The organism is Cobetia sp. 5-11-6-3 (assembly GCF_013374055.1).
Classification (GTDB): domain Bacteria; phylum Pseudomonadota; class Gammaproteobacteria; order Pseudomonadales; family Halomonadaceae; genus Cobetia; species Cobetia marina.
In genome coordinates, this window is the sequence record NZ_BLWJ01000010.1 from 18904 (window position 1) to 42550 (window position 23647).

At 59.0% G+C, this 23647-nt stretch carries 35 protein-coding genes; 34 read left to right on the top strand and 1 reads right to left on the bottom strand.

The features are described 5' to 3' along the window. Nucleotides 1-26 precede the first annotated feature (26 nt). The 32 genes from rpsL (at nt 27) to rplQ (ending at nt 18178) form a co-directional block, all read left to right on the top strand. Complete coding sequence (gene rpsL, locus HXS66_RS14975) at nt 27-401, top strand: 30S ribosomal protein S12 (RefSeq protein ID WP_077373348.1); 375 nt, start codon at nt 27-29, stop codon at nt 399-401. A gap of 101 nt (nt 402-502) precedes the next feature. Beyond that, the gene (rpsG, locus tag HXS66_RS14980) at nt 503-973 is read left to right on the top strand and encodes a 30S ribosomal protein S7 (protein WP_043334878.1); all 471 of its coding nucleotides are present in this window, start codon (nt 503-505) and stop codon (nt 971-973) included. Between the two features lie 18 nt (nt 974-991). Further along, nucleotides 992-3109, top strand: a complete 2118-nt coding sequence (gene fusA, locus HXS66_RS14985; RefSeq protein ID WP_065392571.1) for an elongation factor G — start codon at nt 992-994, stop codon at nt 3107-3109. Between the two features lie 29 nt (nt 3110-3138). Beyond that, nucleotides 3139-4332 carry an elongation factor Tu gene (tuf, locus tag HXS66_RS14990; RefSeq protein ID WP_065392570.1) on the top strand — a complete coding sequence of 398 codons (1194 nt, stop codon included), beginning with the start codon at nt 3139-3141 and terminating at the stop codon, nt 4330-4332. A gap of 147 nt (nt 4333-4479) precedes the next feature. Then, a complete protein-coding gene (gene rpsJ, locus HXS66_RS14995) occupies nt 4480-4791 on the top strand; it encodes a 30S ribosomal protein S10 (RefSeq protein WP_024950650.1) in 312 nt (103 codons plus the stop codon). 146 nt (nt 4792-4937) lie between these two features. Further along, nucleotides 4938-5576 carry a 50S ribosomal protein L3 gene (gene rplC, locus HXS66_RS15000; protein ID WP_065392569.1) on the top strand — a complete coding sequence of 213 codons (639 nt, stop codon included), beginning with the start codon at nt 4938-4940 and terminating at the stop codon, nt 5574-5576. A 13-nt stretch (nt 5577-5589) separates the two neighbouring features. Then, nucleotides 5590-6195 (top strand): 50S ribosomal protein L4, encoded by a 606-nt coding sequence (gene rplD / locus HXS66_RS15005; protein ID WP_065392568.1) that lies wholly within the window; start codon nt 5590-5592, stop codon nt 6193-6195. After that, a complete protein-coding gene (rplW, locus tag HXS66_RS15010) occupies nt 6192-6488 on the top strand; it encodes a 50S ribosomal protein L23 (RefSeq protein WP_065392567.1) in 297 nt (98 codons plus the stop codon). The genes rplD and rplW overlap by 4 nt, the downstream gene beginning before the upstream one ends. 16 nt (nt 6489-6504) lie before the next feature. Next, nucleotides 6505-7332: a 50S ribosomal protein L2 gene (gene rplB, locus HXS66_RS15015; protein ID WP_043334862.1), complete on the top strand. Its 828-nt coding sequence runs from the start codon at nt 6505-6507 to the stop codon at nt 7330-7332. Nucleotides 7333-7354: 22 nt separating this feature from the next. Then, complete coding sequence (gene rpsS / locus HXS66_RS15020; protein ID WP_024950655.1) at nt 7355-7630, top strand: 30S ribosomal protein S19; 276 nt, start codon at nt 7355-7357, stop codon at nt 7628-7630. A 19-nt stretch (nt 7631-7649) separates the two neighbouring features. Further along, a complete protein-coding gene (rplV, locus tag HXS66_RS15025; RefSeq protein WP_043334859.1) occupies nt 7650-7982 on the top strand; it encodes a 50S ribosomal protein L22 in 333 nt (110 codons plus the stop codon). 10 nt (nt 7983-7992) lie between these two features. After that, a complete protein-coding gene (rpsC, locus tag HXS66_RS15030) occupies nt 7993-8685 on the top strand; it encodes a 30S ribosomal protein S3 (protein ID WP_043334856.1) in 693 nt (230 codons plus the stop codon). Nucleotides 8686-8696: 11 nt separating this feature from the next. Then, a complete protein-coding gene (rplP, locus tag HXS66_RS15035) occupies nt 8697-9110 on the top strand; it encodes a 50S ribosomal protein L16 (RefSeq protein WP_043334854.1) in 414 nt (137 codons plus the stop codon). Further along, nucleotides 9110-9301: a 50S ribosomal protein L29 gene (gene rpmC, locus HXS66_RS15040; RefSeq protein ID WP_024950659.1), complete on the top strand. Its 192-nt coding sequence runs from the start codon at nt 9110-9112 to the stop codon at nt 9299-9301. Before rplP ends, rpmC begins: the two co-directional genes overlap by 1 nt. A 1-nt stretch (nt 9302) precedes the next feature. Then, a complete protein-coding gene (gene rpsQ / locus HXS66_RS15045; protein ID WP_043334852.1) occupies nt 9303-9563 on the top strand; it encodes a 30S ribosomal protein S17 in 261 nt (86 codons plus the stop codon). Nucleotides 9564-9613: 50 nt separating this feature from the next. Further along, the gene (gene rplN / locus HXS66_RS15050; protein WP_043334850.1) at nt 9614-9985 is read left to right on the top strand and encodes a 50S ribosomal protein L14; all 372 of its coding nucleotides are present in this window, start codon (nt 9614-9616) and stop codon (nt 9983-9985) included. A 15-nt stretch (nt 9986-10000) separates the two neighbouring features. Continuing rightward, a complete protein-coding gene (gene rplX, locus HXS66_RS15055; RefSeq protein WP_043334846.1) occupies nt 10001-10318 on the top strand; it encodes a 50S ribosomal protein L24 in 318 nt (105 codons plus the stop codon). 17 nt (nt 10319-10335) lie between these two features. Next, nucleotides 10336-10875 carry a 50S ribosomal protein L5 gene (rplE, locus tag HXS66_RS15060; protein WP_065392566.1) on the top strand — a complete coding sequence of 180 codons (540 nt, stop codon included), beginning with the start codon at nt 10336-10338 and terminating at the stop codon, nt 10873-10875. 9 nt (nt 10876-10884) lie between these two features. Then, nucleotides 10885-11190, top strand: coding sequence for a 30S ribosomal protein S14 (gene rpsN, locus HXS66_RS15065; RefSeq protein WP_043334842.1), 306 nt, complete (start codon nt 10885-10887; stop codon nt 11188-11190). Between the two features lie 32 nt (nt 11191-11222). Further along, nucleotides 11223-11615 (top strand): 30S ribosomal protein S8, encoded by a 393-nt coding sequence (gene rpsH / locus HXS66_RS15070; protein ID WP_065392565.1) that lies wholly within the window; start codon nt 11223-11225, stop codon nt 11613-11615. A gap of 9 nt (nt 11616-11624) precedes the next feature. Further along, a complete protein-coding gene (rplF, locus tag HXS66_RS15075; RefSeq protein WP_065392564.1) occupies nt 11625-12155 on the top strand; it encodes a 50S ribosomal protein L6 in 531 nt (176 codons plus the stop codon). Between the two features lie 9 nt (nt 12156-12164). Next, entirely contained in the window at nt 12165-12515 is a 351-nt protein-coding gene (gene rplR / locus HXS66_RS15080) for a 50S ribosomal protein L18 (protein ID WP_024950667.1), read from the top strand. A gap of 11 nt (nt 12516-12526) precedes the next feature. Further along, nucleotides 12527-13027: a 30S ribosomal protein S5 gene (gene rpsE / locus HXS66_RS15085; protein ID WP_054556902.1), complete on the top strand. Its 501-nt coding sequence runs from the start codon at nt 12527-12529 to the stop codon at nt 13025-13027. Nucleotides 13028-13033: 6 nt separating this feature from the next. Further along, nucleotides 13034-13216: a 50S ribosomal protein L30 gene (gene rpmD / locus HXS66_RS15090; RefSeq protein WP_024950669.1), complete on the top strand. Its 183-nt coding sequence runs from the start codon at nt 13034-13036 to the stop codon at nt 13214-13216. Nucleotides 13217-13219: 3 nt separating this feature from the next. Further along, the gene (gene rplO / locus HXS66_RS15095; protein ID WP_065392563.1) at nt 13220-13654 is read left to right on the top strand and encodes a 50S ribosomal protein L15; all 435 of its coding nucleotides are present in this window, start codon (nt 13220-13222) and stop codon (nt 13652-13654) included. Continuing rightward, nucleotides 13655-14989, top strand: coding sequence for a preprotein translocase subunit SecY (gene secY, locus HXS66_RS15100; RefSeq protein ID WP_065392562.1), 1335 nt, complete (start codon nt 13655-13657; stop codon nt 14987-14989). A gap of 34 nt (nt 14990-15023) precedes the next feature. After that, on the top strand, nt 15024-15137 hold the full coding sequence (rpmJ, locus tag HXS66_RS15105; RefSeq protein ID WP_077373351.1) for a 50S ribosomal protein L36: 114 nt from the start codon (nt 15024-15026) through the stop codon (nt 15135-15137). A gap of 131 nt (nt 15138-15268) precedes the next feature. Further along, nucleotides 15269-15625 (top strand): 30S ribosomal protein S13, encoded by a 357-nt coding sequence (gene rpsM / locus HXS66_RS15110; RefSeq protein WP_024950672.1) that lies wholly within the window; start codon nt 15269-15271, stop codon nt 15623-15625. Between the two features lie 30 nt (nt 15626-15655). Further along, nucleotides 15656-16039, top strand: a complete 384-nt coding sequence (gene rpsK, locus HXS66_RS15115; protein WP_043334827.1) for a 30S ribosomal protein S11 — start codon at nt 15656-15658, stop codon at nt 16037-16039. A gap of 12 nt (nt 16040-16051) precedes the next feature. Further along, nucleotides 16052-16672, top strand: coding sequence for a 30S ribosomal protein S4 (gene rpsD, locus HXS66_RS15120; protein ID WP_065392561.1), 621 nt, complete (start codon nt 16052-16054; stop codon nt 16670-16672). A gap of 74 nt (nt 16673-16746) precedes the next feature. Continuing rightward, entirely contained in the window at nt 16747-17745 is a 999-nt protein-coding gene (locus HXS66_RS15125) for a DNA-directed RNA polymerase subunit alpha (RefSeq protein ID WP_065392560.1), read from the top strand. A 46-nt stretch (nt 17746-17791) separates the two neighbouring features. Beyond that, on the top strand, nt 17792-18178 hold the full coding sequence (gene rplQ / locus HXS66_RS15130; protein WP_065392559.1) for a 50S ribosomal protein L17: 387 nt from the start codon (nt 17792-17794) through the stop codon (nt 18176-18178). A gap of 188 nt (nt 18179-18366) precedes the next feature. On the opposite strand, the gene uvrA is transcribed toward rplQ, so the two are convergent. Next, nucleotides 18367-21297, bottom strand: coding sequence for an excinuclease ABC subunit UvrA (gene uvrA / locus HXS66_RS15135; protein ID WP_218015195.1), 2931 nt, complete (start codon nt 21295-21297; stop codon nt 18367-18369). Nucleotides 21298-21502: 205 nt separating this feature from the next. Here uvrA and HXS66_RS15140 point away from each other — a divergent pair, with 205 nt between their 5' ends. After that, the gene (locus tag HXS66_RS15140; protein ID WP_176503958.1) at nt 21503-22918 is read left to right on the top strand and encodes an MFS transporter; all 1416 of its coding nucleotides are present in this window, start codon (nt 21503-21505) and stop codon (nt 22916-22918) included. 87 nt (nt 22919-23005) lie between these two features. Beyond that, nucleotides 23006-23647, top strand: a complete 642-nt coding sequence (locus HXS66_RS15145; RefSeq protein WP_077373360.1) for a single-stranded DNA-binding protein — start codon at nt 23006-23008, stop codon at nt 23645-23647.

A 23647-nucleotide genomic window follows, 5' to 3' on the forward strand; every position in this document is an offset into this window, starting at 1 on the left:
GCAGTACAACCCATTGGAGCAAGCAAATGGCAACCGTAAACCAGCTCGTGCGCAAGCCGCGCAAGCGTCAGGCGTCCAAGAGTGACGTCCCTGCGCTGCAGGCATGCCCGCAGAAGCGTGGCGTGTGTACTCGCGTATACACCACTACCCCGAAGAAGCCGAACTCCGCACTCCGTAAGGTCTGCCGTGTTCGCCTGACCAACGGCTTCGAAGTCTCTTCCTACATCGGCGGTGAAGGTCACAACCTTCAGGAACACTCTGTTGTTCTGATCCGTGGCGGTCGTGTGAAGGATTTGCCGGGTGTCCGTTACCACACCGTTCGTGGTGCACTGGATACCTCTGGCGTGCAGAACCGTAAGCAGGGCCGTTCCAAGTACGGCGCCAAGCGTCCGAAGGCGTAATTCAAAGTTTAATATCGGTCTGATAAGAGTAAGGTCGGGTGTCGCGTCCATCGCGAGGCATCCCGGGTTTACCTGAAGGACCCTTCTACTGAGGGCTTATCATGCCTAGAAGACGTGTAGCAGCTAAGCGCGAAATCCTGCCGGATCCGAAGTTCGGAAGCGAGCGCCTGGCCAAGTTCATGAACCACCTGATGATCAGCGGCAAGAAGTCTGCAGCCGAGCGCATCGTTTACGGTGCCCTCGACCGTGTTGCCGAACGCTCCAATGATGAGCCGCTGGATCTCTTCGACAAGGCGTTGGAAGCCATCCAGCCGATGGTTGAGGTGAAGTCCCGTCGTGTCGGTGGTGCTACCTACCAGGTGCCGGTCGAAGTTCGTCCGTCCCGTCGCCAGGCACTGGCCATGCGTTGGCTGGTGGACGCTGCGCGCAAGCGCGGCGAAAAGACCATGGTGCAGCGCCTCTCTGGCGAGATCCTGGATGCCGCTGAAGGCAAGGGTTCTGCTGTGAAGAAGCGTGAAGACGTGCACCGCATGGCAGAAGCCAACAAGGCCTTCTCCCACTACCGCTTCTAAACAACGGGGATACTCACCGTGGCACGCAAGACTCCACTTAAGCGTTACCGCAACATCGGTATCTGTGCCCACGTCGACGCCGGTAAGACTACCACTACCGAGCGCGTCCTGTTCTACACCGGCCTGTCCCACAAGGTCGGCGAAGTCCACGATGGTGCTGCCACCATGGACTGGATGGAGCAGGAACAGGAACGTGGCATCACGATCACCTCTGCGGCGACCACCTGCTTCTGGCAGGGCATGAACAAGCAGTTCGACGAGCACCGTATCAACATCATCGATACTCCGGGGCACGTTGACTTCACTGTTGAAGTCGAGCGTTCACTGCGTGTTCTCGATGGCGCGGTCGTGGTGCTGTGTGGTTCTTCCGGTGTCCAGCCGCAGACAGAGACTGTCTGGCGTCAGGCCAACCGTTACGAAGTTCCGCGCATGATCTTCGTCAACAAGATGGACCGCGCTGGCGCGGACTTCTTCATGGTCGTCGAACAGGTGCGCAAGCGCCTGGGCGCGAACGCCGTGCCGATCCAGATCAACTGGGGCGCGGAAGACGAGTTCAAGGGCGTCATCGACCTGATCAAGATGAAGGCGATCGTCTGGGACGAAGACAATCACGGCATGAACTATGAGCTGATCGACATTCCGGCTGAGCTGCAAGACACAGCTGCCGAATGGCGTGAGCACATGCTCGAGTCTGCTGCTGAAGCGTCCGAAGAACTGATGGACAAGTACCTTGAAGAAGGCGACCTGACCGAGGAAGAAGTCAAGGCTGCGCTGCGTCAGCGTACCCTGGCCAACGAAATCTGCCTCGTGACCTGTGGTTCTGCCTTCAAGAACAAGGGTGTCCAGGCGGTTCTGGATGCGGTCATCGAATACATGCCGTCTCCGCTTGAAGTCAAGGCCATCGAAGGTGAGCTTGACGACAAGGACGGTACCATCGAGACCCGCGAAGCTGACGACAAGGCTCCGTTCGCGGCGCTGGCGTTCAAGATCGCGACCGACCCGTTCGTGGGTACCCTGACCTTCATCCGCGTCTACTCGGGCGTGCTGAAGTCTGGCGATGGCGTCTTCAACTCCGTCAAGAGCAAGAAGGAGCGTGTCGGTCGTATCGTCCAGATGCACTCCAACTCTCGTGAGGAGATCAAGGAAGTCTATGCTGGCGATATCGCCGCATGTATCGGTCTGAAAGACGTGACCACCGGGGATACCCTGTGTGATCCGGACAACAAGATCGTGCTTGAGCGCATGGAATTCCCTGAGCCGGTCATCTCCGTCGCCGTCGAGCCGAAGTCCAAGGCCGACCAGGAAAAGATGGGTGTCGCACTGGGCAAGCTGGCCCAGGAAGATCCGTCCTTCCGCGTCGAGACCGACGAAGAGTCTGGTCAGACCATCATCTCCGGTATGGGTGAGCTTCACCTGGACATCCTCGTTGACCGCATGCGTCGCGAGTTCAATGTCGAGGCGAACATCGGCAAGCCGCAGGTGGCTTACCGTGAGACCATCCGCACCAAGGTCGAGCAGGAAGGCAAGTTCGTTCGTCAGTCCGGTGGTCGTGGTCAGTTCGGTCACGTCTGGCTTCGCATTGAGCCTCTGACTGCAGAGGACAAGGGCGACGACGAAGAAATGACCTTCAAGTTCGAGTCCGAGATCGTCGGTGGTGCGGTTCCGAAGGAATACGTGCCGGCCGTCGAGAAGGGTGCCGCTGAGCAGCTCAAGAATGGTGTCATCGCCGGTTATCCGATGATCGACGTCAAGGTCACGCTGTTCGATGGTTCCTACCACGACGTCGACTCCAACGAGACCGCGTTCAAGGTTGCCTCTTCCATGGCGATCAAGGCCGGTGCCCCGAAAGCGGGTGCAGTGCTGCTTGAGCCGCTCATGAAAGTCGAAGTCGTCACGCCTGAAGATTTCATGGGTGACGTCATGGGCGACCTGAACCGTCGTCGTGGCCTCGTTCAGGGCATGGATGATTCTTCCACTGGCAAGATCATCAATGCACTGGTGCCGCTGGGTGAGATGTTCGGTTATGCGACCGACCTGCGCTCACAGACCCAGGGCCGCGCAAGCTACTCCATGGAGTTTGCGAAATACGACGAAGCGCCGAACAGCATCGTCGAAGCCGTCATCAACCAGAAGTAACCGATTAGCTAACGAAAGAGGTTATAGCAGTGGCTAAGGAAAAATTTGAGCGTTCGAAGCCGCACGTCAACGTCGGCACCATTGGTCACGTCGATCACGGCAAGACCACTCTGACTGCGGCACTGACTCGTGTCTCTGCAGAAGTTTTCGGTGGTGACGCGCGTGCGTTTGACTCCATCGATAACGCCCCGGAAGAGCGTGAGCGTGGTATCACCATCTCCACCGCTCACGTGGAATACCAGTCCGAAGTGCGTCACTACGCGCACGTCGACTGCCCGGGTCACGCTGACTACGTCAAGAACATGATCACCGGTGCTGCCCAGATGGACGGCGCTATCCTGGTCTGTTCCGCAGCTGACGGCCCCATGCCGCAGACTCGCGAGCACATCCTGCTGTCCCGTCAGGTCGGCGTTCCGTTCATCGTTGTCTTCCTGAACAAGGCTGACATGGTCGATGACGAAGAACTGCTCGAGCTGGTCGAGATGGAAGTGCGCGAACTCCTGAGCGAGTACGACTTCCCGGGTGACGACACTCCGATCGTCATCGGTTCTGCTCTGATGGCTCTGGAAGGCAAGGACGACAACGGCATGGGTACTACCGCCGTTGCCAACCTGATCAAGGCCCTGGATGCGTACATCCCGGAGCCGGAGCGTGCTATCGACCAGCCGTTCCTGATGCCGATCGAAGACGTCTTCTCCATCTCTGGCCGTGGTACCGTCGTGACTGGCCGCATCGAGCGTGGTCTGGTCAAGACTGGCGAAGAGATCGAGATCATCGGCGTGCGTGACACCACCAAGACTACCGTTACCGGTGTCGAGATGTTCCGCAAGCTGTTGGACGAAGGTCGTGCTGGTGAGAACGTCGGCGCTCTGCTGCGTGGCACCAAGCGTGATGACGTCGAGCGTGGCCAGGTTCTGGCCAAGCCGGGCTCCATCAAGCCGCACACCAAGTTCGAAGCAGAAGTCTACGTTCTGTCCAAGGAAGAAGGCGGTCGTCACACTCCGTTCTTCAAGGGCTATCGTCCGCAGTTCTACTTCCGTACCACTGACATCACTGGTACCTGTGAGCTGCCGGAAGGCGTCGAGATGGTCATGCCGGGCGACAACGTCCAGATGGTCGTGTCTCTGATCGCTCCGATCGCCATGGAAGATGGTCTGCGCTTCGCTATCCGTGAAGGCGGTCGTACCGTCGGCGCTGGCGTCGTGGCCAAGATTGTCGAGTAAGGTTCTCCTTACCTGACACAGAAGGGGGCCCTGTTGGGCCCCCTTTTCTCGCATGTTTGACACCTGATGTCAGTCTGCCTATAATGCGCATCCTTTGAATGCGTGGGTGACGGCCTACGCCGTCGACATCCATTGGAGTTTTGGGCAATGCAAAACCAGAAGATTCGCATCCGGTTGAAAGCATTCGACCACCGTCTGATCGACCAGTCCTCTGCAGAGATCGTTGAAACTGCAAAGCGTACCGGTGCTCAGGTTCGTGGCCCGATCCCGCTGCCGACCCGTCGCGAGCGTTACACCATCCTGGTATCTCCGCACGTCAACAAGGACGCGCGTGACCAGTATGAGATTCGTACCCACAAGCGCGTTCTCGACATCGTCGAGCCGACAGAGAAGACTGTCGACGCGCTGATGAAGCTTGACCTGGCCGCCGGTGTGGACGTCCAGATCAAGGTTGACTGATACCTCACTAGTCACTGCGGCCCAGCGCTCTCAATGATGGAGCAGCAGCCGCCACGCCGGGATGGCGTCATACAATGTGCTAGTGGAATGCTCTGGAAAGGGCAGCCATAGCGGGTGACAGCCCCGTACACTAAAGGAGACTGAACATGTCTATCGGTTTAGTCGGTAAGAAGGCCGGGATGACCCGCGTCTTCACCGAAGCTGGCGCATCCGTGCCGGTTACCGTGATTGAAGTTGAGCCGAACCGCATCGTGACCATCAAGTCCGTCGAGACTGATGGCTACAATGCGATTCAGGTGACAACTGGTTCCCGCAAGGCCAAGCACCTCACCAAGGCAACTGCTGGTCAGTATGCCAAGGCGGGTGTTGAGGCTGGTCGTTCCCTGATGGAGTTCCGCCTGGAAGAAGGCGATGAAGCTCCTGCAGTGGGCGGCGAACTCACCGTATCCCTCTTTGAAGCTGGTCAGAAGATTGACGTGACTGGCACCTCCAAGGGTAAAGGTTTCCAGGGCGCAGTTAAGCGCTGGAACTTCCGCACCCAAGACGCTACCCACGGTAACTCACTGTCGCACCGCGCGCCGGGTTCCATCGGTAACTGTCAGACCCCGGGCCGCGTCTTCAAAGGTAAGAAGATGGCTGGCCAGATGGGCAACGTCCGTTCCACCGTCCAGAGCCTGGAAGTGGTTCGCGTCGACGCTGAGCGCAATCTTCTGTTGGTCAAGGGTGCCGTTCCAGGTGCTCCGGGCGGCGAAGTGATCGTGCGTTCCGCTGTGAAAGCTCGCTGAGGGGAATTAACCGATGAATCTTAATCTTGCAGGTGCAGGCGGCGCAGTAGACGTCTCCGATGCTACCTTTGGTAAGGACTTCAACGAGGCTCTGGTTCACCAGGTCGTCACCGCCTATCTGGCTGGTGCGCGTCAGGGTACCGTGGCTCAGAAGACCCGTTCTGACGTGTCCGGCGGTGGCAAGAAGCCGTGGCGTCAGAAAGGTACTGGCCGCGCTCGTGCCGGTACCATCCGTTCCCCGCTGTGGCGTTCTGGCGGTGTGACCTTTGCAGCACGTCCTCAGGACCACTCGCACAAGGTCAACCGCAAGATGTATCGCGCTGCCATGCGTTCCATCCTGTCCGAGCTGGTCCGTCAGGATCGCCTGGTCGCGGTCGACGCAATCACTGTCGATGCTCCGAAGACCAAGCTGCTGATCGCCAAGCTCCAGGAACTGGGCCTTGAGAAAGCGCTGATCGTCACAGAAGAGCAGGACGTCAATCTGTACCTGGCTGCGCGCAACATCCCGTATGTTGACGTCGTCAATGTCGCTGGCGCTGACCCGGTCAGCCTCGTCGGTTACGACAAGGTGCTGATGACTGTCGCTGCCCTGCGCAAGTTCGAGGAGAACCTGGGATGAATCAGGAACGCGTATTCAAGGTCCTGCTTGGTCCTCACATGACCGAGAAGGCCGCGGTCGCTGCCGAGAACAACCAGTACGTGTTCAAGGTTGCCAGCGACGCGACAAAGCCCGAAATCAAGAAAGCCGTCGAAGAGCTGTTTGGCAAGAAAGTCGATCGTGTTCAGGTTCTGAACATGAAAGGCAAGACCAAGCGCACCGCTCGCGGTGTTGGTCGTCGCGCTGGTTATCGCAAGGCCTATGTAACTCTGGCCGCCGGCGAGACCATCGAAGACTTCTCTGGCGCCGAGTAAGGCAGGAGTACGGAACATGGCAATTGTTAAGACAAAACCTACCTCCGCCGGTCGCCGCCACCTGGTAAAAGTCGTCAATGACGAACTTTTCAAAGGTCGCGCGTACGCTCCGCTGCTTGAAAAGCAGTCAAAGTCCGGTGGTCGTAACAATAATGGTCGCATCACTACTCGCCACATCGGCGGTGGTCATCGTCACCATTACCGTCTGGTCGACTTCAAGCGCAACAAGGATGGCATTCCGGCCATCGTCGAGCGCCTGGAATACGATCCGAACCGTAGCGCGAACATCGCGCTGGTGAAGTACCTCGACGGCGAACGTCGCTACATCATTGCACCGAAAGGTGTCTCTGCTGGCGACCGTCTCGAGTCCGGTGTCAACGCACCGATCAAGAAAGGCAACGCTCTGCCGCTGCGCAATGTCCCGGTGGGTTCCACCGTTCACTGTGTAGAGCTGAAGCCGGGCAAGGGCGCTCAGATCGCTCGTAGTGCAGGTACCAGTGCCCAGGTCGTGGCACGTGACGGTAACTACACCACGCTGCGTCTGCGCTCTGGCGAGATGCGTAAGGTGCTGTCCGAATGCCGTGCAACACTCGGCGAAGTGGGCAACTCCGAGCACAGCCTCCGTCAACTGGGCAAGGCCGGTGCTAAGCGTTGGAGAGGCGTGCGCCCGACCGTTCGCGGTGTCGCGATGAACCCTGTCGATCACCCGCATGGTGGTGGTGAAGGTCGTACCTCTGGTGGCCGTCACCCGGTCAGCCCGTGGGGCGTCCCGACCAAGGGTCACAAGACTCGCAAGAACAAGCGCACCGATAAGCTTATCGTCCGTCGCCGCAAGGCCAAGTAACAGATATTGAGAGGTAACGGCTGTGCCACGTTCACTGAAGAAAGGTCCATTTATTGACCTTCATCTGCTGAAGAAGGTTGAGACAGCAGTGGAAAAGAACGACCGCAAACCGATCAAGACCTGGTCGCGTCGTTCCATGATCCTGCCGAACATGGTCGGGCTCACCATTGCCGTCCATAACGGTCGCCAGCATGTCCCGGTTCTCGTTTCTGAGGAAATGGTCGGTCACAAGCTCGGCGAGTTTGCTGCCACCCGCACATACCGCGGGCACGCTGCAGATAAAAAAGCCAAACGGTAAGCCAGAGAGGATTTAAGAGATGGAAGTAGCTGCTAAGCTGCGCGGCGCTCGTTTATCCGCCCAGAAGGCCCGTTTGGTGGCTGACCAGGTGCGCGGTAAGCCGGTCGCCGAGGCGCTGAATCTGCTCGCTTTCTCACCGAAGAAGGCCGCGAAGATTGTTCGCAAGGTTCTGCAGTCCGCGATCGCGAATGCGGAAGAAAACAACGGCATGGACATTGACGAGCTTCGCGTCTCGACTATCTGTGTCGACGAGGGCATGACGCTCAAGCGCATCCAGCCACGTGCCAAAGGCCGTGCGGATCGCATCTTGAAGCGCACTTGTCATATCACCGTCAAGGTAGCCGAGAAGTAGGAGACGACCAATGGGTCAGAAAGTTAATCCGACAGGTTTCCGACTGGGTATTGTCAAGGATCATACCTCTGTCTGGTACGCCGAAGGCGCTACCTATGCCGACAAACTGAACAACGATCTGCAGGTGCGTGGATTCCTGGAAGAGCGTCTGAAAAGCGCTTCCGTGAGCCGCATCAGCATCGAGCGTCCGGCAAACAACGCCCGTATTACCATTCACACTGCCCGTCCGGGTATCGTGATCGGTAAGAAAGGTGAAGATGTCGATCGCCTTCGTCGTGAAGTTTCCGAGATGATGGGCGTTCCCGTCCACATCAACATCGAGGAGATTCGCAAGCCGGAACTCGATGCCAAGCTGGTCGCTGCCAATGTGGCAGGTCAGCTCGAGCGTCGTGTCATGTTCCGTCGTGCGATGAAGCGTGCTGTGCAGAACGCAATGCGTCTGGGCGCCAAGGGCATCAAGATTCAGCTCTCCGGTCGTCTCGGCGGTGCCGAAATCGCCCGTACCGAATGGTACCGCGAAGGCCGCGTTCCGCTTCACACCCTGCGTGCTGACATTGATTACTCCACCTTCGAAGCTCACACCACCTACGGCATCATTGGTGTCAAGGTCTGGATCTTCAAAGGCGAGATCCTCGGTGGCATCGAAGAGGTGCGAGCCAAGGCGAAGCAGCCCGCGTCCGCACCCAAGAAGAAAGGCAAGTAAGGGGGTAATCGATGTTACAGCCCAAGCGTATGAAATTCCGCAAGATGCAGAAAGGTCGCAATCGTGGCCTGGCGCATCGCGGAAGCAAGGTAAGCTTTGGTGAGTTTGGCCTGAAAGCCACCGGCCGTGGTCGTATCACCGCTCGTCAGATCGAAGCTGGCCGTCGTGCCATCACTCGTCACGTCAAGCGTGGCGGTAAGATCTGGATCCGCGTCTTCCCAGACAAGCCGATTTCCAACAAGCCGTTGGAAGTTCGTATGGGTAAAGGTAAGGGTTCTGTCGAGTACTGGGTCGCACAGATCCAGCCCGGCAAGGTCCTTTACGAGATCGAAGGTGTATCCGAAGAGCTGGCCCGTGAAGCATTCAGTCTGGCCGCTATGAAGATGCCGATCTCCACCACCTTTGTTAAGCGGACGGTGATGTGATGAAAGCCCAAGAACTCCGTGAAAAGTCAGTCGAGGCGCTCCAGGAGCAGTTGTTCGAACTGCTGCGTGAGCAATTCAATCTGCGCATGCAGAAGGCTACCGGTCAGCTGAGCCAGGTTCACCTGCTCAAGCAGACTCGTCGCCAAATTGCTCAGGTTAAGACTGTGCTCAACCAGAAGTCAGGTGAGTAAAATGGCCGAAGAAACTAAAGCACGCACACTCACCGGCAAGGTGGTGAGTGACAAGATGGAAAAATCCATCGTTGTCATGGTCGAGCGCCGTGAGCGTCACCCGATCTATGGCAAGTACCTGAGACGCTCCACCAAGCTGCACGCCCATGATGAGGCGAATCAGGCTCGGATCGGTGACACCGTCTCTATCGCCGAGACTCGTCCGCTGTCCAAGAAGAAAGCCTGGACCCTGGTCGAGGTGGTTGAACAGGCCAAGGGTTGATCCCTAGGCCAGTTCCCACCAGGCAGTCAGATTAGGTTTGGAGAAAACCGATGATTCAGACTCAGACAATGCTGGATGTCGCCGACAACAGTGGCGCGCGCCGGGTGCAATGCATCAAGGTGCTGGGTGGTTCACACCGCCGTTACGCTCGTGTTGGAGACATCATCAAGGTCACCGTCAAAGAAGCTATCCCGCGTGGCAAGGTCAAGAAAGGCCAAGTCATGAAGGCAGTGGTCGTTCGTACCAAAGCCGGTGTCCGTCGTAATGACGGTTCCGTGATCCGCTTCGACGGTAATGCGGCCGTTCTGTTGAATAACACCAACGAACAGCCGATCGGTACCCGTATCTTCGGCCCGGTTACCCGTGAACTTCGCAGTGAGAAGTTCATGAAGATCATTTCCCTGGCGCCCGAAGTGCTGTAAGGAGCGGAAGCGGATATGCAAAAGATCAAACGTGACGATGAAGTCATCGTCATCGCCGGGAAGGACAAGGGCAAGCGCGGTACCATCAGCAAGGTGCTGAAAGGTGAGCGTCTGCTAGTGTCCGGTGTGAACATGATCAAGCGTCACACCAAGCCCAACCCGATGCTGGGCACCCAGGGGGGTATCGTCGAGCGCGAGGCTCCGATTCACGCGTCCAACGTGGCCATCTTCAACCAGGAGACCGGCAAGGCGGATCGTGTCGGTATCCAGGTTCAGGAAGACGGTACTAAGGTACGCATCTTTAAGTCGACTCAGAAGCTGATCGACGCCTAACGCGAGTCGGGTACAACATGGCGAACTTGAAAGAACGTTATCAGAACGAAGTGGCCGCCCAGCTTAAAGAGCAGTTCGGCTACGCCAACGTGATGCAGGTGCCGCGTATCACCAAGGTGACCCTGAACATGGGCATCGGTGAAGCCACCGCTGACAAGAAGCTGATCGACAACGCGTTTGCCGATCTCCAGATGCTGTCTGGTCAGAAGCCGATCATCACCAAGGCACGCAAGTCCATCGCTGGCTTCAAGGTCCGCGAAGGATGGCCGATCGGTGTCAAGGTGACCCTGCGCAGCGATCGTATGTGGGACTTCCTGGACCGTCTCGTGAACGTGGCTATCCCGCGCGTTCGTGACTTCCGCGGTCTGAACCCGAAGTCCTTCGATGGCCGTGGAAACTACTCCATGGGTGTGCGTGAGCAGATCATCTTCCCGGAGATCGAGTATGATAAGATCGACCGGATTCGTGGCCTGGACATCACCATCACCACTAGCGCCAACACCGATGATGAAGGTCGTGCGTTGCTGGGCGCGCTGAACTTCCCGTTCAAGAAATAAGGGTGGATCATGGCAAAGAAAAGCATGGTTGAGCGTGAGCTCAAGCGCACCAAGCTGGTCGCAAAGTACGCCGCCAAGCGCGACGCACTGAAGACCATCATCAATGACGTCAACGCTTCTGAAGAAGAGCGCTTCGACGCACAGCTGAAACTGCAGCAGCTGCCGCGTGATGCCAGCCCGGTCCGTCAGCGTAACCGCTGCCGTATCACTGGCCGTCCGCACGGCTACTACAACAAGTTCGGCCTGAGCCGCAACAAGCTGCGTGAAGCCGCTATGCGTGGTGACGTGCCTGGTCTGACCAAGTCCAGCTGGTAACACCACTGCAAGAATTCAGGAGCGCAACGTAAATGAGCATGCAAGACACTCTGGCGGATATGTTCACTCGTATCCGCAATGCGCAGATGGCCACCAAGGAGACGGTTACCATGCCGTCTTCCAAGCTCAAGGTTGAAGTGGCCCGCGTATTGAAGGAAGAGGGTTACATTTCCGAGTTTGCTGTCGCAGAAGGCGCGAAGCCGGAACTGACCGTGACCCTCAAGTACTTTGAAGGCAAGGCGGTTATCGAGAACATCAAGCGTGTTTCCAAGCCGTCCCTGCGCCAGTACAAAGGCAAGGGCGAGCTGCCGAAAGTCGCAGATGGCCTGGGTATTGCGATCGTTTCCACCTCCCGGGGCGTGATGACCGATCGTGCGGCCCGTCAAGCTGGTGTCGGCGGCGAAGTCCTCTGCACCGTATTCTAGGAGTTTGGAATGTCCCGCGTAGCCAAGTATCCGGTTAAATTGCCGAACGGCGTCGAGGCAAAACTCGATGGCGACAAGCTGACCGTGAAGGGCAGCAATGGCCAGCTGGAACTGACCGTCCACCAGGACGTGGTCATCAACCTGGAAGAAGGTCAGATGACCTTCGCCCCGGCTGAGACTGCCAAGAACTGGGCAATGGTTGGTACCACACGTGCTCTGGTCAACAACATGGTGTCTGGTGTTTCCGAAGGCTTCACCAAGTCTCTGGAAATCAATGGTGTGGGTTATCGTGCCCAGGCCAAAGGCCAGACAATCAACCTGACACTGGGCTTCTCACACCCGGTCGACTATGAACTGCCGGCAAGTGTTACGGCTGAAACGCCGAAGAACACTCAGATCGTCCTGAAATCTGCTGACAAGCAGGCTTTGGGTCAGGTCGCCGCAGAGATTCGCGCGTTCCGTCCGCCGGAGCCCTACAAGGGCAAAGGTATTCGGTACAGCGACGAAGTCGTCCGTCGTAAAGAAGCCAAGAAGAAGTAAGGCAGGGTTATGAACGCGAAGAAAGAATCTCGTCTCCGTCGTGCCCGCCGCGCTCGTGCGAAAATCCGCGAGCTGGGCGTGTTTCGCCTGTGCGTGAACCGCACCCCGCGTCACATCTACGCGCAGATCATCTCGCCGGATGGCGGCCAGGTCCTGGCCACCGCATCCACGCTCGACAAGAGCCTGCGCGAAGGTTCTACCGGTAACTCGGACTCCGCCGCCAAGGTGGGTGCTCTGATTGCCGAGCGCGCGAAGGAAGCGGGTATCAAGCAAGTGGCTTTCGATCGCTCCGGGTACAAGTACCACGGTCGCGTGAAGGCCCTGGCCGATGCCGCACGTGAAGGCGGCCTGGAATTCTAAAGGGTTTTACGATGGCGAATATCGAACAGAAGGGCGGTGACCTGCAAGAGAAGCTCGTGCAGATCAACCGCGTCGCCAAGGTAGTCAAGGGCGGCCGTATCTTCGGTTTCACCGCTCTGACTGTCGTTGGTGACGGCAATGGTCGTGTTGGCTTCGGTCGTGGCAAGGCGCGTGAAGTGCCGGTCGCGATCCAGAAGGCAATGGACCAAGCTCGTCGCAACATGATCAAGGTTGACCTGAAGGGCCACACCCTGCAGTACCCGGTGAAGGCTCGTCACGGCGCATCCAAGATCTACATGCAGCCAGCATCCGAAGGTACCGGCATCATTGCCGGCGGTGCGATGCGTTCCGTGCTCGAACTGGCAGGCGTCCATGACGTCCTGGCCAAGTGCTACGGTTCCACCAATCCGGTCAACGTGGTGCGCGCGACCATCAACGGTCTCGCTGCCATGAAATCTCCGGAAGACATCGCCGCCAAGCGTGGCCTGTCTGTCGACAAGATTGCGGGGTAAGGCACCATGGCAGCTAAGATCACGGTAACCCAGATCCGCAGCACCATCGGCGTCCTCGAAAAGCACAAGGCCACCATGAAAGGCCTTGGGCTGCGTCGCATCGGTCACACTGTCGAGCTGGAAGACACCCCCGCGGTACGCGGCATGATCAACAAGGTTCATTACCTTGTCCGTGTTGAGGGAGAGTAATCCATGAAATTGAATACCCTGAGTCCGGCCCCGGGCTCCAAGCACGCTGCAAAGCGTGTCGGTCGTGGTATCGGCTCCGGTCTTGGTAAGACCGGCGGTCGTGGCCACAAGGGCCAGAAGTCCCGTTCCGGTGGCAGCGTCAAGCCGGGCTTCGAAGGCGGTCAGATGCCTATGCAGCGTCGCCTGCCGAAGTTTGGTTTCACTTCCGCGAAATCTCTGGTTTCCGAAGAAGTGCGCCTGAGCGAGCTGGCACTGGTAGACGGTGATATCGTCGACCTCGAAACGCTGAAGAAGGCCAACGTGCTTCGTGATTCCACGAAGTTCGCGAAGGTCATGCTCTCCGGCGAACTGGACAAGGCAGTCACGGTCCGCGGCATCAAGGTCACCAAGGGTGCCCGTGCTGCGATCGAAGCTGCCGGTGGCAAGGTAGAGGACTAAATGGCTAAGTCAGGAAACGTACCGGCGATGCAGGGAAGTGGGTTGAGCGAACTCTGGGCGCGTTTGCGCTTCGTGTTCATCGCCATCGTGGTGTACCGAATCGGTGCACACATCCCCGTTCCCGGTATCAATCCTGACCAGCTTGCTGCCTTGTTCAGGGAAAACCAGGGCACCATCCTGAGCATGTTCAACATGTTCTCCGGTGGTGCACTGGAGCGAATGAGTATCTTCGCGTTGGGCATCATGCCCTACATATCCGCGTCGATCATCATGCAGCTCCTGACGGTGGTCTCGCCTCAGCTAGAGCAGTTGAAGAAGGAAGGTGAGGCCGGTCGTCGCAAGATCAGCCAGTACACGCGCTACGGCACGGTCGTACTGGCCCTGGTCCAATCGATCGGCATGGCAGTCGGACTGGTCGGAAACGGTGTCGCCTATTCCGCTGACTTCAGCTTCTACTTCACCGCCGTGAGTACGTTCGTGGCTGGTGCAGTGTTCCTGATGTGGCTGGGAGAGCAGATCACCGAGAAGGGTATCGGCAACGGGATCTCACTGATCATCTTTGCTGGTATTGTCGCCGGGCTGCCGAGTGCCATCGGCCAGTCTTTCGAACTGGCGCGCAATGATGGTGCCTGGAATGTGCTTCCGCTGCTGGCGCTGACGCTGCTCGCAGTCGTTACCGTTGCCTTTGTGGTGTTCATCGAACGCGGTCAACGCCGCATCACGGTGAACTATCCGCGCCGTCAGGTGGGCAACAAGATGTATGCCGGTCAGAGCAGCTACTTGCCGATGAAGGTCAACATGGCCGGGGTCATCCCGCCGATCTTCGCGTCAAGCATCCTGCTGTTCCCTGCATCGATGGGCCAATGGTTTGGCCAGAGTGAAAGCATGCAATGGTTGCAGACGGCTTCTCAGGCTCTCGGGCCGGGCCAGCCACTGTACATCTTGCTTTTCGCTGCCGCTGTAGTATTCTTCTGCTTCTTCTACACGGCGCTGGTCTTCAATCCCAAGGATGTTGCTGACAACCTCAAGAAGTCAGGAGCTTTCCTGCCGGGGATTCGCCCAGGCGAACAGACGGCCCGTTACATCGATAAGGTGATGACTCGCCTGACGCTGTTCGGCGCCCTCTACATCACCCTCGTCTCCCTGATGCCGCAATTCCTCGTTGTCGCCTGGCAGGTTCCGTTCTATTTCGGCGGTACCTCTCTGCTCATCGTGGTTGTGGTGGTCATGGACTTCATGGCCCAGGTGCAGTCGCATCTGATGTCAAATCAGTATGCGTCGGTGATGAAGAAGGCCAACCTCAAAGGCTATGGCAGCGGTGGCATGATGCGCTGATTGCGCAGCCCCTGTTAGCAAACTGGAGAGAACGATGAAAGTTCGAGCTTCCGTCAAGAAAATTTGCCGTAACTGCAAGATCATTCGGCGTCGTGGCGCAGTGCGGGTCATCTGCACTGAGCCGCGCCACAAGCAGCGTCAGGGCTAATCCCTCGACCCCGCTTAGCTGAATACAAGCTCGGGTGCTGGCATACCCCCTTGTTCCCAACGGGATCAAGGGGTATGCTATTGCGCCCTTTGTGGATGTAAAATCCGCCGCTAACCTTTCGGAGAAAACTGATGGCCCGTATTGCTGGCGTCAATATCCCGGACAACAAGCACGCGGCGATCTCGCTGACTTATATCTTCGGGATTGGCCGTACGCGTGCACAGCAGATCTGCGCCGCTCTCGGTTTAGAACCGAGCGTCAAGATCGCTGATCTGTCTGTTGAACAACTGGACCTGGTTCGTGCCGAGGTGGGTAAGTACACCGTCGAAGGCGACCTGCGTCGTGAGATCACGCTGAACATCAAGCGTCTCATGGACCTCGGTTGCTATCGTGGCCTGCGCCATCGTCGTGGTCTTCCGTTGCGCGGTCAGCGCACCAAGACCAACGCACGTACACGCAAAGGTCCGCGTAAACCGATTCGCAAGTAAACGAACTGGCGTTTAGACAGGAAACATCTAATGGCTAACCCGAGTAAGCGCAAGAAGGTTAAAAAGCAGGTAGTGGATGCCATCGCGCATATCCATGCCTCTTTTAACAACACTATCGTGACGATCACAGACCGCCAGGGCAATGCTCTCTCCTGGGCAACTGCCGGTGGTTCGGGTTTTCGTGGTTCTCGCAAGAGCACCCCGTTCGCTGCGCAAGTCGCAAGTGAACGTGCAGCGACCGCTGCAGCCGAATATGGTGTGAAGAACGTCGACGTGCTGGTCAAGGGCCCGGGTCCGGGTCGTGAGTCCGCCGTGCGTGCTCTCAATGCCGCAGGCTTCCGCGTGCAAAGCATCACCGACGTGACCCCCATCCCGCATAATGGGTGCCGTCCGCCGAAGAAACGCCGCGTTTAAGGAGACAGACTCATGGCTCGTTATATTGGACCGAAGTGCAAACTGTCTCGTCGTGAAGGCACCGACCTCTTCCTGAAGAGTGGCGTGACTCCGTTCGAGAAGAAGTGCAAATCCGAACAACCCCCGGGTGTTCATGGCCAGCGCCGTCAACGTCTTTCAGACTACGGCCTGCAGTTGCGTGAAAAGCAGAAGGTTCGTCGCATGTACGGCGTTCTGGAAAAGCAATTCCGCAATTACTACAAAGAAGCCGCTCGCGTGAAAGGCGCGACTGGTGAGGTTCTGCTCCAGCTCCTCGAGGCTCGCCTCGACAACGTCGTCTACCGCATGGGCTTCGGCTCCACGCGTTCCGAGGCACGTCAGCTGGTCAGCCACAAGGCGATCGCCGTGAACGGCCGTACCGTCAACGTCGCTTCCTTCAATGTGAAGGCCGGTGATGTGGTTACCGTTCGTGAGAAGGCCAAGAACCAGGCTCGCATCCAGCAGTCTCTGGCACTCGCTGCCAACCGCGGTGATGTCTCCTGGGTCGACGTCGACTCCAAGAAGATGGAAGGCACTTTCAAGGCTGTCCCCGAGCGTGGCGACCTGTCTGCCGATATCAACGAAAACCTGATCGTCGAGCTGTACTCCAAGTAATGTGATGCCGGGCTGATTCGTCGGCCCGGCTGGAGTACCCAGATTATCCGTTTGGCAGCCTTAAAGGTGTTCTTATGCAGCGCTCAGTGACAGAGTTTCTCCGTCCTCGCGATATCAAGGTCGAGGAAGTCAGCGCCCATCATGCGCGGATCGTCCTCGAGCCCTTCGAGCGTGGTTTCGGCCACACCCTGGGGAATGCTCTGCGTCGCATCCTGCTGTCTTCCATGCCCGGCTGTGCCGTCGTGGAAGCTGAGATCGAAGGCGTTCTGCACGAGTACAGCGCCATTGAAGGGGTACAGGAGGATGTCATCGAAATCCTGCTGAACCTCAAGGACGTGGCCATCAAGATGCATGGTCGCGACGAAGCTGTGCTGGCGCTGAACAAGAAGGGCCCGGGCATCGTGACTGCTGGCGACATCGCCGGTGACCATGATCTCGAAATCGTGAATCCGGATCACGTCATCGCTCACCTGAATGATGGTGGCGAGCTGAAGATGCAACTCAAGATCGCTCGTGGCCGCGGCTACGAACCGGCTGACGCGCGTCTCTCTGCAGATGACGAATCACGTGCCATTGGCCGTCTCCAGCTGGATGCGACCTTCACGCCGGTTCGCCGGGTCTCCTATGCTGTCGAGGCGGCGCGTGTTGAACAGCGCACCAACCTTGACAAGCTGGTGATTGACCTGGAAACCGACGGCACGCTGGATCCGGAAGAAGCGATCCGCCGCTCCGCAACCATCTTGCAGGAGCAGCTGGCCGCCTTCGTTGATCTGGAAGCAGACAAGGAACAGGAAGTCGAAGAAGAGGAAGATCAAATCGATCCGATCCTTCTCCGTCCCGTAGACGATCTTGAGCTGACCGTTCGCAGTGCGAACTGTCTCAAGGCCGAGAATATCTATTACATCGGTGATCTCATTCAGCGCACCGAAGTTGAGCTGCTGAAGACCCCGAATCTCGGCAAGAAGTCCTTGAATGAAATCAAGGACGTGCTGTCCGCGCGTGGTCTGTCCCTCGGCATGCGGTTGGAAAACTGGCCGCCCGCAAGCCTGAAGGACGACAAGGCTTCCGCTTAAGGAAGCCCGGTCGGCTCAAGCCCCAGACTGGTAAGGAATCACAACCATGCGTCATCGTAAGAGTGGTCGTCACCTGAACCGTACCAGCTCTCACCGTGAAGCCATGTTCAAGAACATGTGCATCTCTCTGGTAGAGCACGAAGTCATCAAGACTACCCTGCCGAAAGCCAAGGAACTGCGTCGTCATATCGAGCCGCTGATCACCCTGGCCAAGCAGGATTCCGTTGCGAACCGTCGTTTGGCGTTCTCTCGTACCGGTTCCAAGGAAGCGGTCGGCAAGCTCTTCAATGAGCTCGGCCCGCGCTACACCACCCGTCCGGGCGGTTACCTGCGTATCCTGAAGTGTGGCTATCGTGCCGGTGACAATGCCCCGATGGCATTCGTCGAGCTGGTCGATCGTCCGGCTGCCTCCGAGGCAGCGGGCGAAGAGTAAGCTTCGGCTTGCTTCGTCCACAAGAAAAGGCCAACCCTTCGGGGTTGGCCTTTTTTTATGCCTGATAGACAGGCCTGTCGGTTGGGCAGCTCATGCGGCCAGGCGTCATGGGCAAGCCCTGACTCGTCAAGTTCCGCAAGGAAACGGTACGAAGGAGTCAGGGGTGTCGCTGGGGCACCTGACGAAGGTCAGTTGCTGGTTTCTGTCTTCTTCTTGCTGCCGGGCTTCCCGCCATTGGACGGCTTGCTGTCCGCTGACGTGTCTTGAGCGCCTGTCTTGGCGTTGGAGGCTCTCTGGCGCTTCAGCAGCGGTGCCAGGAAGCGACCGGTATGCGAGACCTCCTGCGTTGCCAGTTGCTCCGGTGTCCCCTCGGCGATGATCTGGCCCCCGCCTGAGCCGCCTTCCGGCCCCAGATCGATCAACCAGTCAGCGGTCTTGATCACATCCAGGTTGTGCTCGATGACGACGACGGTGTTGCCGTGATCGCGCAGGCGGTGCAGGACCACCAGCAGTTGTCGGATATCCTCGAAGTGCAGGCCGGTGGTCGGCTCATCGAGAATGTAGAGCGTCTTGCCGGTATCGCGCTTGGCCAGCTCGCGCGCCAGCTTGACGCGTTGGGCTTCCCCGCCGGAGAGCGTGGTCGCGCTCTGGCCGAGGCGGACATAGGACAGGCCGACATCCATCAGTGTCTGCAGTCGACGCGCGATGGCGGGCACCGGAGAGAAGAACTCCAGTGCCTCCTCGATGGTCATCTCCAGCACTTCATGGATGTTCTTGCCCTTGTACTGGACCTCGAGCGTCTCACGATTGTAGCGCTTGCCCTTGCAGACATCGCAGGGCACGTACATGTCAGGCAGGAAGTGCATCTCGACCTTGATCAGGCCATCGCCCTGACAGGCTTCGCAGCGCCCACCCTTGACGTTGAAGCTGAAGCGGCCCGGCTTGTAGCCGCGCGCGCGCGCTTCCTGGGTCCCGGAGAACAGCTCGCGGATCGGCGTGAAGATCCCGGTATAGGTGGCGGGGTTGGAGCGAGGTGTACGCCCGATGGGACTCTGATCGATGTCCACCATCTTGTCGAACAGATCCAGCCCCTCGATCTTGCCGTAGGGCGCCGGGGTCAGCGTGGTCGCACGATTGAGCTCACGGGCGGCCAGCGGCATCAGCGTGGCGTTGATCAGTGTCGACTTGCCTGAGCCGGAGACGCCGGTGATGCAGGTCAGCAGGCCTGTCGGCAGCGTCAGCGTCACGTTCTGCAGGTTGTTGCCTGTGGCACCTGTCAGGCGCAGCACCTTTTCGGGATTGGCGGGCAGGCGATAGGGCGGCACGGCGATCTCACGCTCGCCACTCAGGTACTGTCCGGTCAATGAGCCGGGCGTCGCCTCGATCTGCGCCGGGGTGCCCTGGGCGACGATCTCACCGCCGTGCACGCCAGCCCCGGGGCCGATATCGAGCACGTGGTCCGCGGCGCGGATGGCATCTTCATCATGCTCGACCACGATCACGGTGTTGCCCAGATCACGCAGGTGAATCAGTGTCTTGAGCAGGCGGTCATTGTCACGCTGATGCAGGCCGATGGAGGGCTCATCGAGGATGTACATCACGCCGACCAGGCCGGCGCCGATCTGGCTGGCAAGACGGATGCGCTGTGCCTCACCCCCGGAAAGGGTATCGGCGCTGCGCTCCAGCGTCAGATAGTCGAGGCCGACATTGACGAGGAATTCGAGGCGCGCCTGGATCTCGTTGACGATCTTGGCAGCGATCTCGCCCTTGCGCCCGGGCAGGCTCAGCTTGCCGAACTCTTCCCACGCTTCGCCGATCGGCTGGCGCACGACCTCGGCGAGGGTGCGATTGTCGACGTAGACATTGCGTGCCTCGCGGCGCAGACGTGAGCCATCGCAGCTCGGGCAGGGTTGAACGGCCAGATAGCGGGCGAGATCCTCGCGCACCATGTTGGATTCGGTCTCACGGTAGCGCCGCTCCATGTTGGGCAGTACGCCCTCGAAGGGATGTTCGCGCGTCACCTTGCGGCCGCGGTCATTGACGTAGCTGAACGCGATATCCTCACGTCCGCTGCCATTGAGCACGGCATCACGCGCTTCATCACTGAGTGATTCCCAGGCGGCTTCCAGAGCGAAACCATAGTGCTCGGCGACGGCCTGCAGCTGGCTGAAGTAATAGACGCTGCGACGGTCCCAGCCCTTGATCACGCCTTCGGCCAGCGACAGCTCCGGATGGCTGATCAGCTTCTCCGGGTCGAAGTATTGCTTCACCCCGAGACCGTCACAGGTCGGGCAGGCGCCAGCCGGGTTGTTGAAGGAGAACAGGCGTGGCTCCAGCTCGGCCAGGGCATAGCCACACACCGGGCAGGCGAAGCGCGACGAGAACACCAGGTCTTCCTGTTCGCCGTCCATGAAGTGCAGCCGGGCGCTGCCATCGGCAAGGTTCAGTGCGGTCTCGAAGGACTCGGCCAGACGCTGCTTGAGGTCCTCGCGCACCTTGAAGCGATCGACGACGACGTCGATATCATGCTTCTTGTTCTTTTCCAGCGGCTTGAGGTCATCCAGCTCGACGATGAGGCCATCGATACGCGCGCGGACGAAGCCCTGGGCGCGCAGCTCGGAAAGCAGTTGCAGGTGCTCGCCCTTGCGCCCGCTGACTACCGGTGCCAGCAGCATCAGCTTGCTGCCCTCGGGCAGGGCCAGCGCCTGATCGACCATCTGCGAGATGGTCTGGGCTTCCAGGTCGATGTCGTGGTCCGGGCAGCGCGGCGTCCCGGCGCGAGCGTACAGAAGGCGCAGGTAGTCGTAGATCTCGGTAATGGTACCGACGGTGGAGCGAGGGTTGTGGGATGTCGATTTCTGTTCGATGGAAATCGCCGGTGACAGACCCTCGATGTGGTCGATATCCGGTTTTTCCATCATCGACAGAAACTGGCGAGCATAGGTGGACAGTGATTCGACGTAGCGCCGCTGTCCCTCGGCATAGAGTGTGTCAAAGGCAAGTGACGACTTGCCGGAACCGGAGAGCCCGGTCACCACGATCAGCTTGTCACGCGGCAGTTCGACATCGATGTTCTTGAGGTTGTGGGTGCGCGCACCCCTGACCTGAATCCTGTCCATTGCCACCTCGGGCTGCGTCGATAAAAGCAACGATTATAAGGCGCGGGCGAAACGCCCGGCAAAGGCTGCATGCTTTCAAAGCCGACAGGCGAGCCTTAGAATGTGCAGTCCATCGGTGATCAGCACCCATGGAGTCTACTCTCTGGCGACCCGCGTGGTCGGCCTCCCTTTCTTGACTGTCCTGCTCCGGAGCCCGCCGCCATCCATGAAGACCTCTCGACTGCTAGCGCCGGAACGTCGCGCCATCGTCGGCCTTGCCAGCCTGTATGCCACCCGCATGCTCGGGCTGTTCATGGTGTTGCCGGTGCTGGCGCTCTACACCCGTGATCTGGCTGGCGCGACGCCGACGCTGGTCGGCGTCGCGTTGGGCGGGTATGGCCTGACCCAGGCACTGCTGCAGATCCCCTTCGGCTGGTTGTCCGATCGCCTCGGGCGCAAGGCCGTGATCGGCTTCGGACTCGGGCTATTCATCCTTGGCTCGTTGGTCGCGGCAAATGCCGACAGCATCGAGATGATCATCCTTGGTCGTTGCCTGCAGGGCAGCGGTGCCGTGGCAGGTGCGATCATGGCGCTGCTGGCCGATCAGACGCGAGAGGAGGTGCGCACCATGGCGATGGCCTCCATCGGCATGTCGATCGGCGTCGCCTTCGCGCTGGCGATGGTCGCGGGACCCCTGACCGCGGATGCGTTCGGACTTTCGGGCATCTTCTGGCTGACGGCCATCATGGCCGTGGCGAGCGTGTTCGTACTCTGGAAACTGGTGCCTGCCGCACCCAGGCGTCAGCATCAAGATGTGGGGCTTGATCGTCGCCAGCTCAAGGGCATTCTTGCGAATTCCGCATTGTTGCGCATGGATGTGTCGATCTTTGCGCTGCACATGATCCTCACGGCCTGTTTCGTGGCCATTCCGCAGCAGCTGGTCAACTTCGGCATCGCGCCCGCCCATCATGGCTGGGTCTATCTGCCCTTGATGGGCCTGGCGTTTGTCGCCATGCTTCCGCTGGTCATCGTGGCCGAGAAGTACCGCCGCATGAAGCCGGTCTTCCTGGGCGCCGTGGCGACCATCGCGACAAGCCTGTTGCTGCTGGGGGTGGATGGCATCGAGCACGCAGGTCTCGTGCCCTTCCTTGGCCTGCTGTGGCTGTTCTTCGTGGCCTTCAATCTGCTGGAAGCCACCTTGCCGTCGATGATCTCCAAGCTGGCGCCGGCCGGTGCCAAGGGCACCGCGATGGGGGTGTATTCGACCAGCCAGTTCCTCGGTGCCTTCGTGGGGGGTGTCGGCGGCGGCTGGCTGACGGGCCAGTTCGGACTGAGTGGCGTCTTCTTCGGCATGGGGTTGCTGGCGCTGCTGTGGCTGGCCGTAGTCTGGAACATGCAGCCGCCGCGACATCTTGGCAGTGAAGTGGTCGGCCTGTCGCCAGAAGCCGCGAGGCTTCCGGCCGTCGAGTTGCAGACGCGCCTGCTGGCCATTGCCGGCGTGGAAGAAGCTCTGGTCGTGCGTGAGGAACAGGTCGCCTATCTGAAGGTCACACGCGATACACTGGATGACAAGGCGCTGGCGACTTTCACTCGCCAGCGTGATGGCGAAACTCCGGCAGGTGCCGAGGCACCTGCCAGCTGAACCCTGACACTGGCAGATCACTGTCAGTGCACTCGATACCTTCGCCGGTGCCTGATGTGCACCGGTCTATTTTCAGGAGTAATCTTCATGGCTCGCGGCGTAAACAAGGTCATTCTGATCGGTAATCTCGGTCAGGATCCGGAAGTCCGTTTCACTCCGTCCGGTAGTGCGGTGTGCAACCTCAACCTCGCCACCACGGATACCTGGAATGACCGTCAGAGCGGTCAGCGTCAGGAACGTACCGAATGGCACCGTGTGGTGATGTTCAACAAGCTGGCGGAAATCGCTCAGCAATACGTCAAGAAAGGCTCACGCCTCTATATCGAAGGTCGTCTACAGACGCGCAAGTGGCAGGATCAGAACGGCAACGACCGCTACAGCACCGAAATCGTCGCCAATGACATGCAGATGCTGGATACCCGTGGTGAAGGCGGCGGCGGTGGCGGCTTCAGTGGCGGCGGTCGTCCCCAGCAGGCACCTCAGCAAGGTGGTCAGTATGGTGGTCAGCAGCAGGCCGCGGCAGCTCCGCAGCAGGGTGGCCAGTTCGGCGGCCAGCCGCCGGCACCGCAGCAGGGTGGCAACTTCGGTGGTCAGCCGCCGGCGCCGCATACTCCGCCTCCGGCTCAGCAGCCCGCTCATCAGCCTCCTCAACAGAACTCGCAGAACAACAATTTCGGCGCGCCGCCGGCTGGCAGCTTTGACGATTTCGATGATGAGATTCCGTTCTGA

Bases quoted from the DNA above. Each gene is read 5' to 3' on its own strand.
- rpsD (WP_065392561.1), top strand. From the start codon at position 16,052: ATGGCTCGTTATATTGGACCGAAGTGCAAACTGTCTCGTCGTGAAGGC.
- rplD (WP_065392568.1), top strand. From the start codon at position 5,590: ATGAATCTTAATCTTGCAGGTGCAGGCGGCGCAGTAGACGTCTCCGAT.
- secY (WP_065392562.1), top strand. From the start codon at position 13,655: ATGGCTAAGTCAGGAAACGTACCGGCGATGCAGGGAAGTGGGTTGAGC.
- rplO (WP_065392563.1), top strand. From the start codon at position 13,220: ATGAAATTGAATACCCTGAGTCCGGCCCCGGGCTCCAAGCACGCTGCA.
- HXS66_RS15125 (WP_065392560.1), top strand. From the start codon at position 16,747: ATGCAGCGCTCAGTGACAGAGTTTCTCCGTCCTCGCGATATCAAGGTC.
- rpsM (WP_024950672.1), top strand. From the start codon at position 15,269: ATGGCCCGTATTGCTGGCGTCAATATCCCGGACAACAAGCACGCGGCG.
- HXS66_RS15140 (WP_176503958.1), top strand. From the start codon at position 21,503: ATGAAGACCTCTCGACTGCTAGCGCCGGAACGTCGCGCCATCGTCGGC.
- rplX (WP_043334846.1), top strand. From the start codon at position 10,001: ATGCAAAAGATCAAACGTGACGATGAAGTCATCGTCATCGCCGGGAAG.
- rplB (WP_043334862.1), top strand. From the start codon at position 6,505: ATGGCAATTGTTAAGACAAAACCTACCTCCGCCGGTCGCCGCCACCTG.
- rplV (WP_043334859.1), top strand. From the start codon at position 7,650: ATGGAAGTAGCTGCTAAGCTGCGCGGCGCTCGTTTATCCGCCCAGAAG.
- rpsQ (WP_043334852.1), top strand. From the start codon at position 9,303: ATGGCCGAAGAAACTAAAGCACGCACACTCACCGGCAAGGTGGTGAGT.
- rplF (WP_065392564.1), top strand. From the start codon at position 11,625: ATGTCCCGCGTAGCCAAGTATCCGGTTAAATTGCCGAACGGCGTCGAG.
- rpmJ (WP_077373351.1), top strand. From the start codon at position 15,024: ATGAAAGTTCGAGCTTCCGTCAAGAAAATTTGCCGTAACTGCAAGATC.
- rplW (WP_065392567.1), top strand. From the start codon at position 6,192: ATGAATCAGGAACGCGTATTCAAGGTCCTGCTTGGTCCTCACATGACC.
- rpmD (WP_024950669.1), top strand. From the start codon at position 13,034: ATGGCAGCTAAGATCACGGTAACCCAGATCCGCAGCACCATCGGCGTC.
- rpsG (WP_043334878.1), top strand. From the start codon at position 503: ATGCCTAGAAGACGTGTAGCAGCTAAGCGCGAAATCCTGCCGGATCCG.
- rpsL (WP_077373348.1), top strand. From the start codon at position 27: ATGGCAACCGTAAACCAGCTCGTGCGCAAGCCGCGCAAGCGTCAGGCG.
- rpsJ (WP_024950650.1), top strand. From the start codon at position 4,480: ATGCAAAACCAGAAGATTCGCATCCGGTTGAAAGCATTCGACCACCGT.
- rpsK (WP_043334827.1), top strand. From the start codon at position 15,656: ATGGCTAACCCGAGTAAGCGCAAGAAGGTTAAAAAGCAGGTAGTGGAT.
- rplE (WP_065392566.1), top strand. From the start codon at position 10,336: ATGGCGAACTTGAAAGAACGTTATCAGAACGAAGTGGCCGCCCAGCTT.
- rpsC (WP_043334856.1), top strand. From the start codon at position 7,993: ATGGGTCAGAAAGTTAATCCGACAGGTTTCCGACTGGGTATTGTCAAG.
- rplP (WP_043334854.1), top strand. From the start codon at position 8,697: ATGTTACAGCCCAAGCGTATGAAATTCCGCAAGATGCAGAAAGGTCGC.
- rplR (WP_024950667.1), top strand. From the start codon at position 12,165: ATGAACGCGAAGAAAGAATCTCGTCTCCGTCGTGCCCGCCGCGCTCGT.
- rplQ (WP_065392559.1), top strand. From the start codon at position 17,792: ATGCGTCATCGTAAGAGTGGTCGTCACCTGAACCGTACCAGCTCTCAC.
- HXS66_RS15145 (WP_077373360.1), top strand. From the start codon at position 23,006: ATGGCTCGCGGCGTAAACAAGGTCATTCTGATCGGTAATCTCGGTCAG.
- rpmC (WP_024950659.1), top strand. From the start codon at position 9,110: ATGAAAGCCCAAGAACTCCGTGAAAAGTCAGTCGAGGCGCTCCAGGAG.
- uvrA (WP_218015195.1), bottom strand. From the start codon at position 21,297: ATGGACAGGATTCAGGTCAGGGGTGCGCGCACCCACAACCTCAAGAAC.
- rpsH (WP_065392565.1), top strand. From the start codon at position 11,223: ATGAGCATGCAAGACACTCTGGCGGATATGTTCACTCGTATCCGCAAT.
- rpsN (WP_043334842.1), top strand. From the start codon at position 10,885: ATGGCAAAGAAAAGCATGGTTGAGCGTGAGCTCAAGCGCACCAAGCTG.
- rpsE (WP_054556902.1), top strand. From the start codon at position 12,527: ATGGCGAATATCGAACAGAAGGGCGGTGACCTGCAAGAGAAGCTCGTG.
- rplN (WP_043334850.1), top strand. From the start codon at position 9,614: ATGATTCAGACTCAGACAATGCTGGATGTCGCCGACAACAGTGGCGCG.
- rplC (WP_065392569.1), top strand. From the start codon at position 4,938: ATGTCTATCGGTTTAGTCGGTAAGAAGGCCGGGATGACCCGCGTCTTC.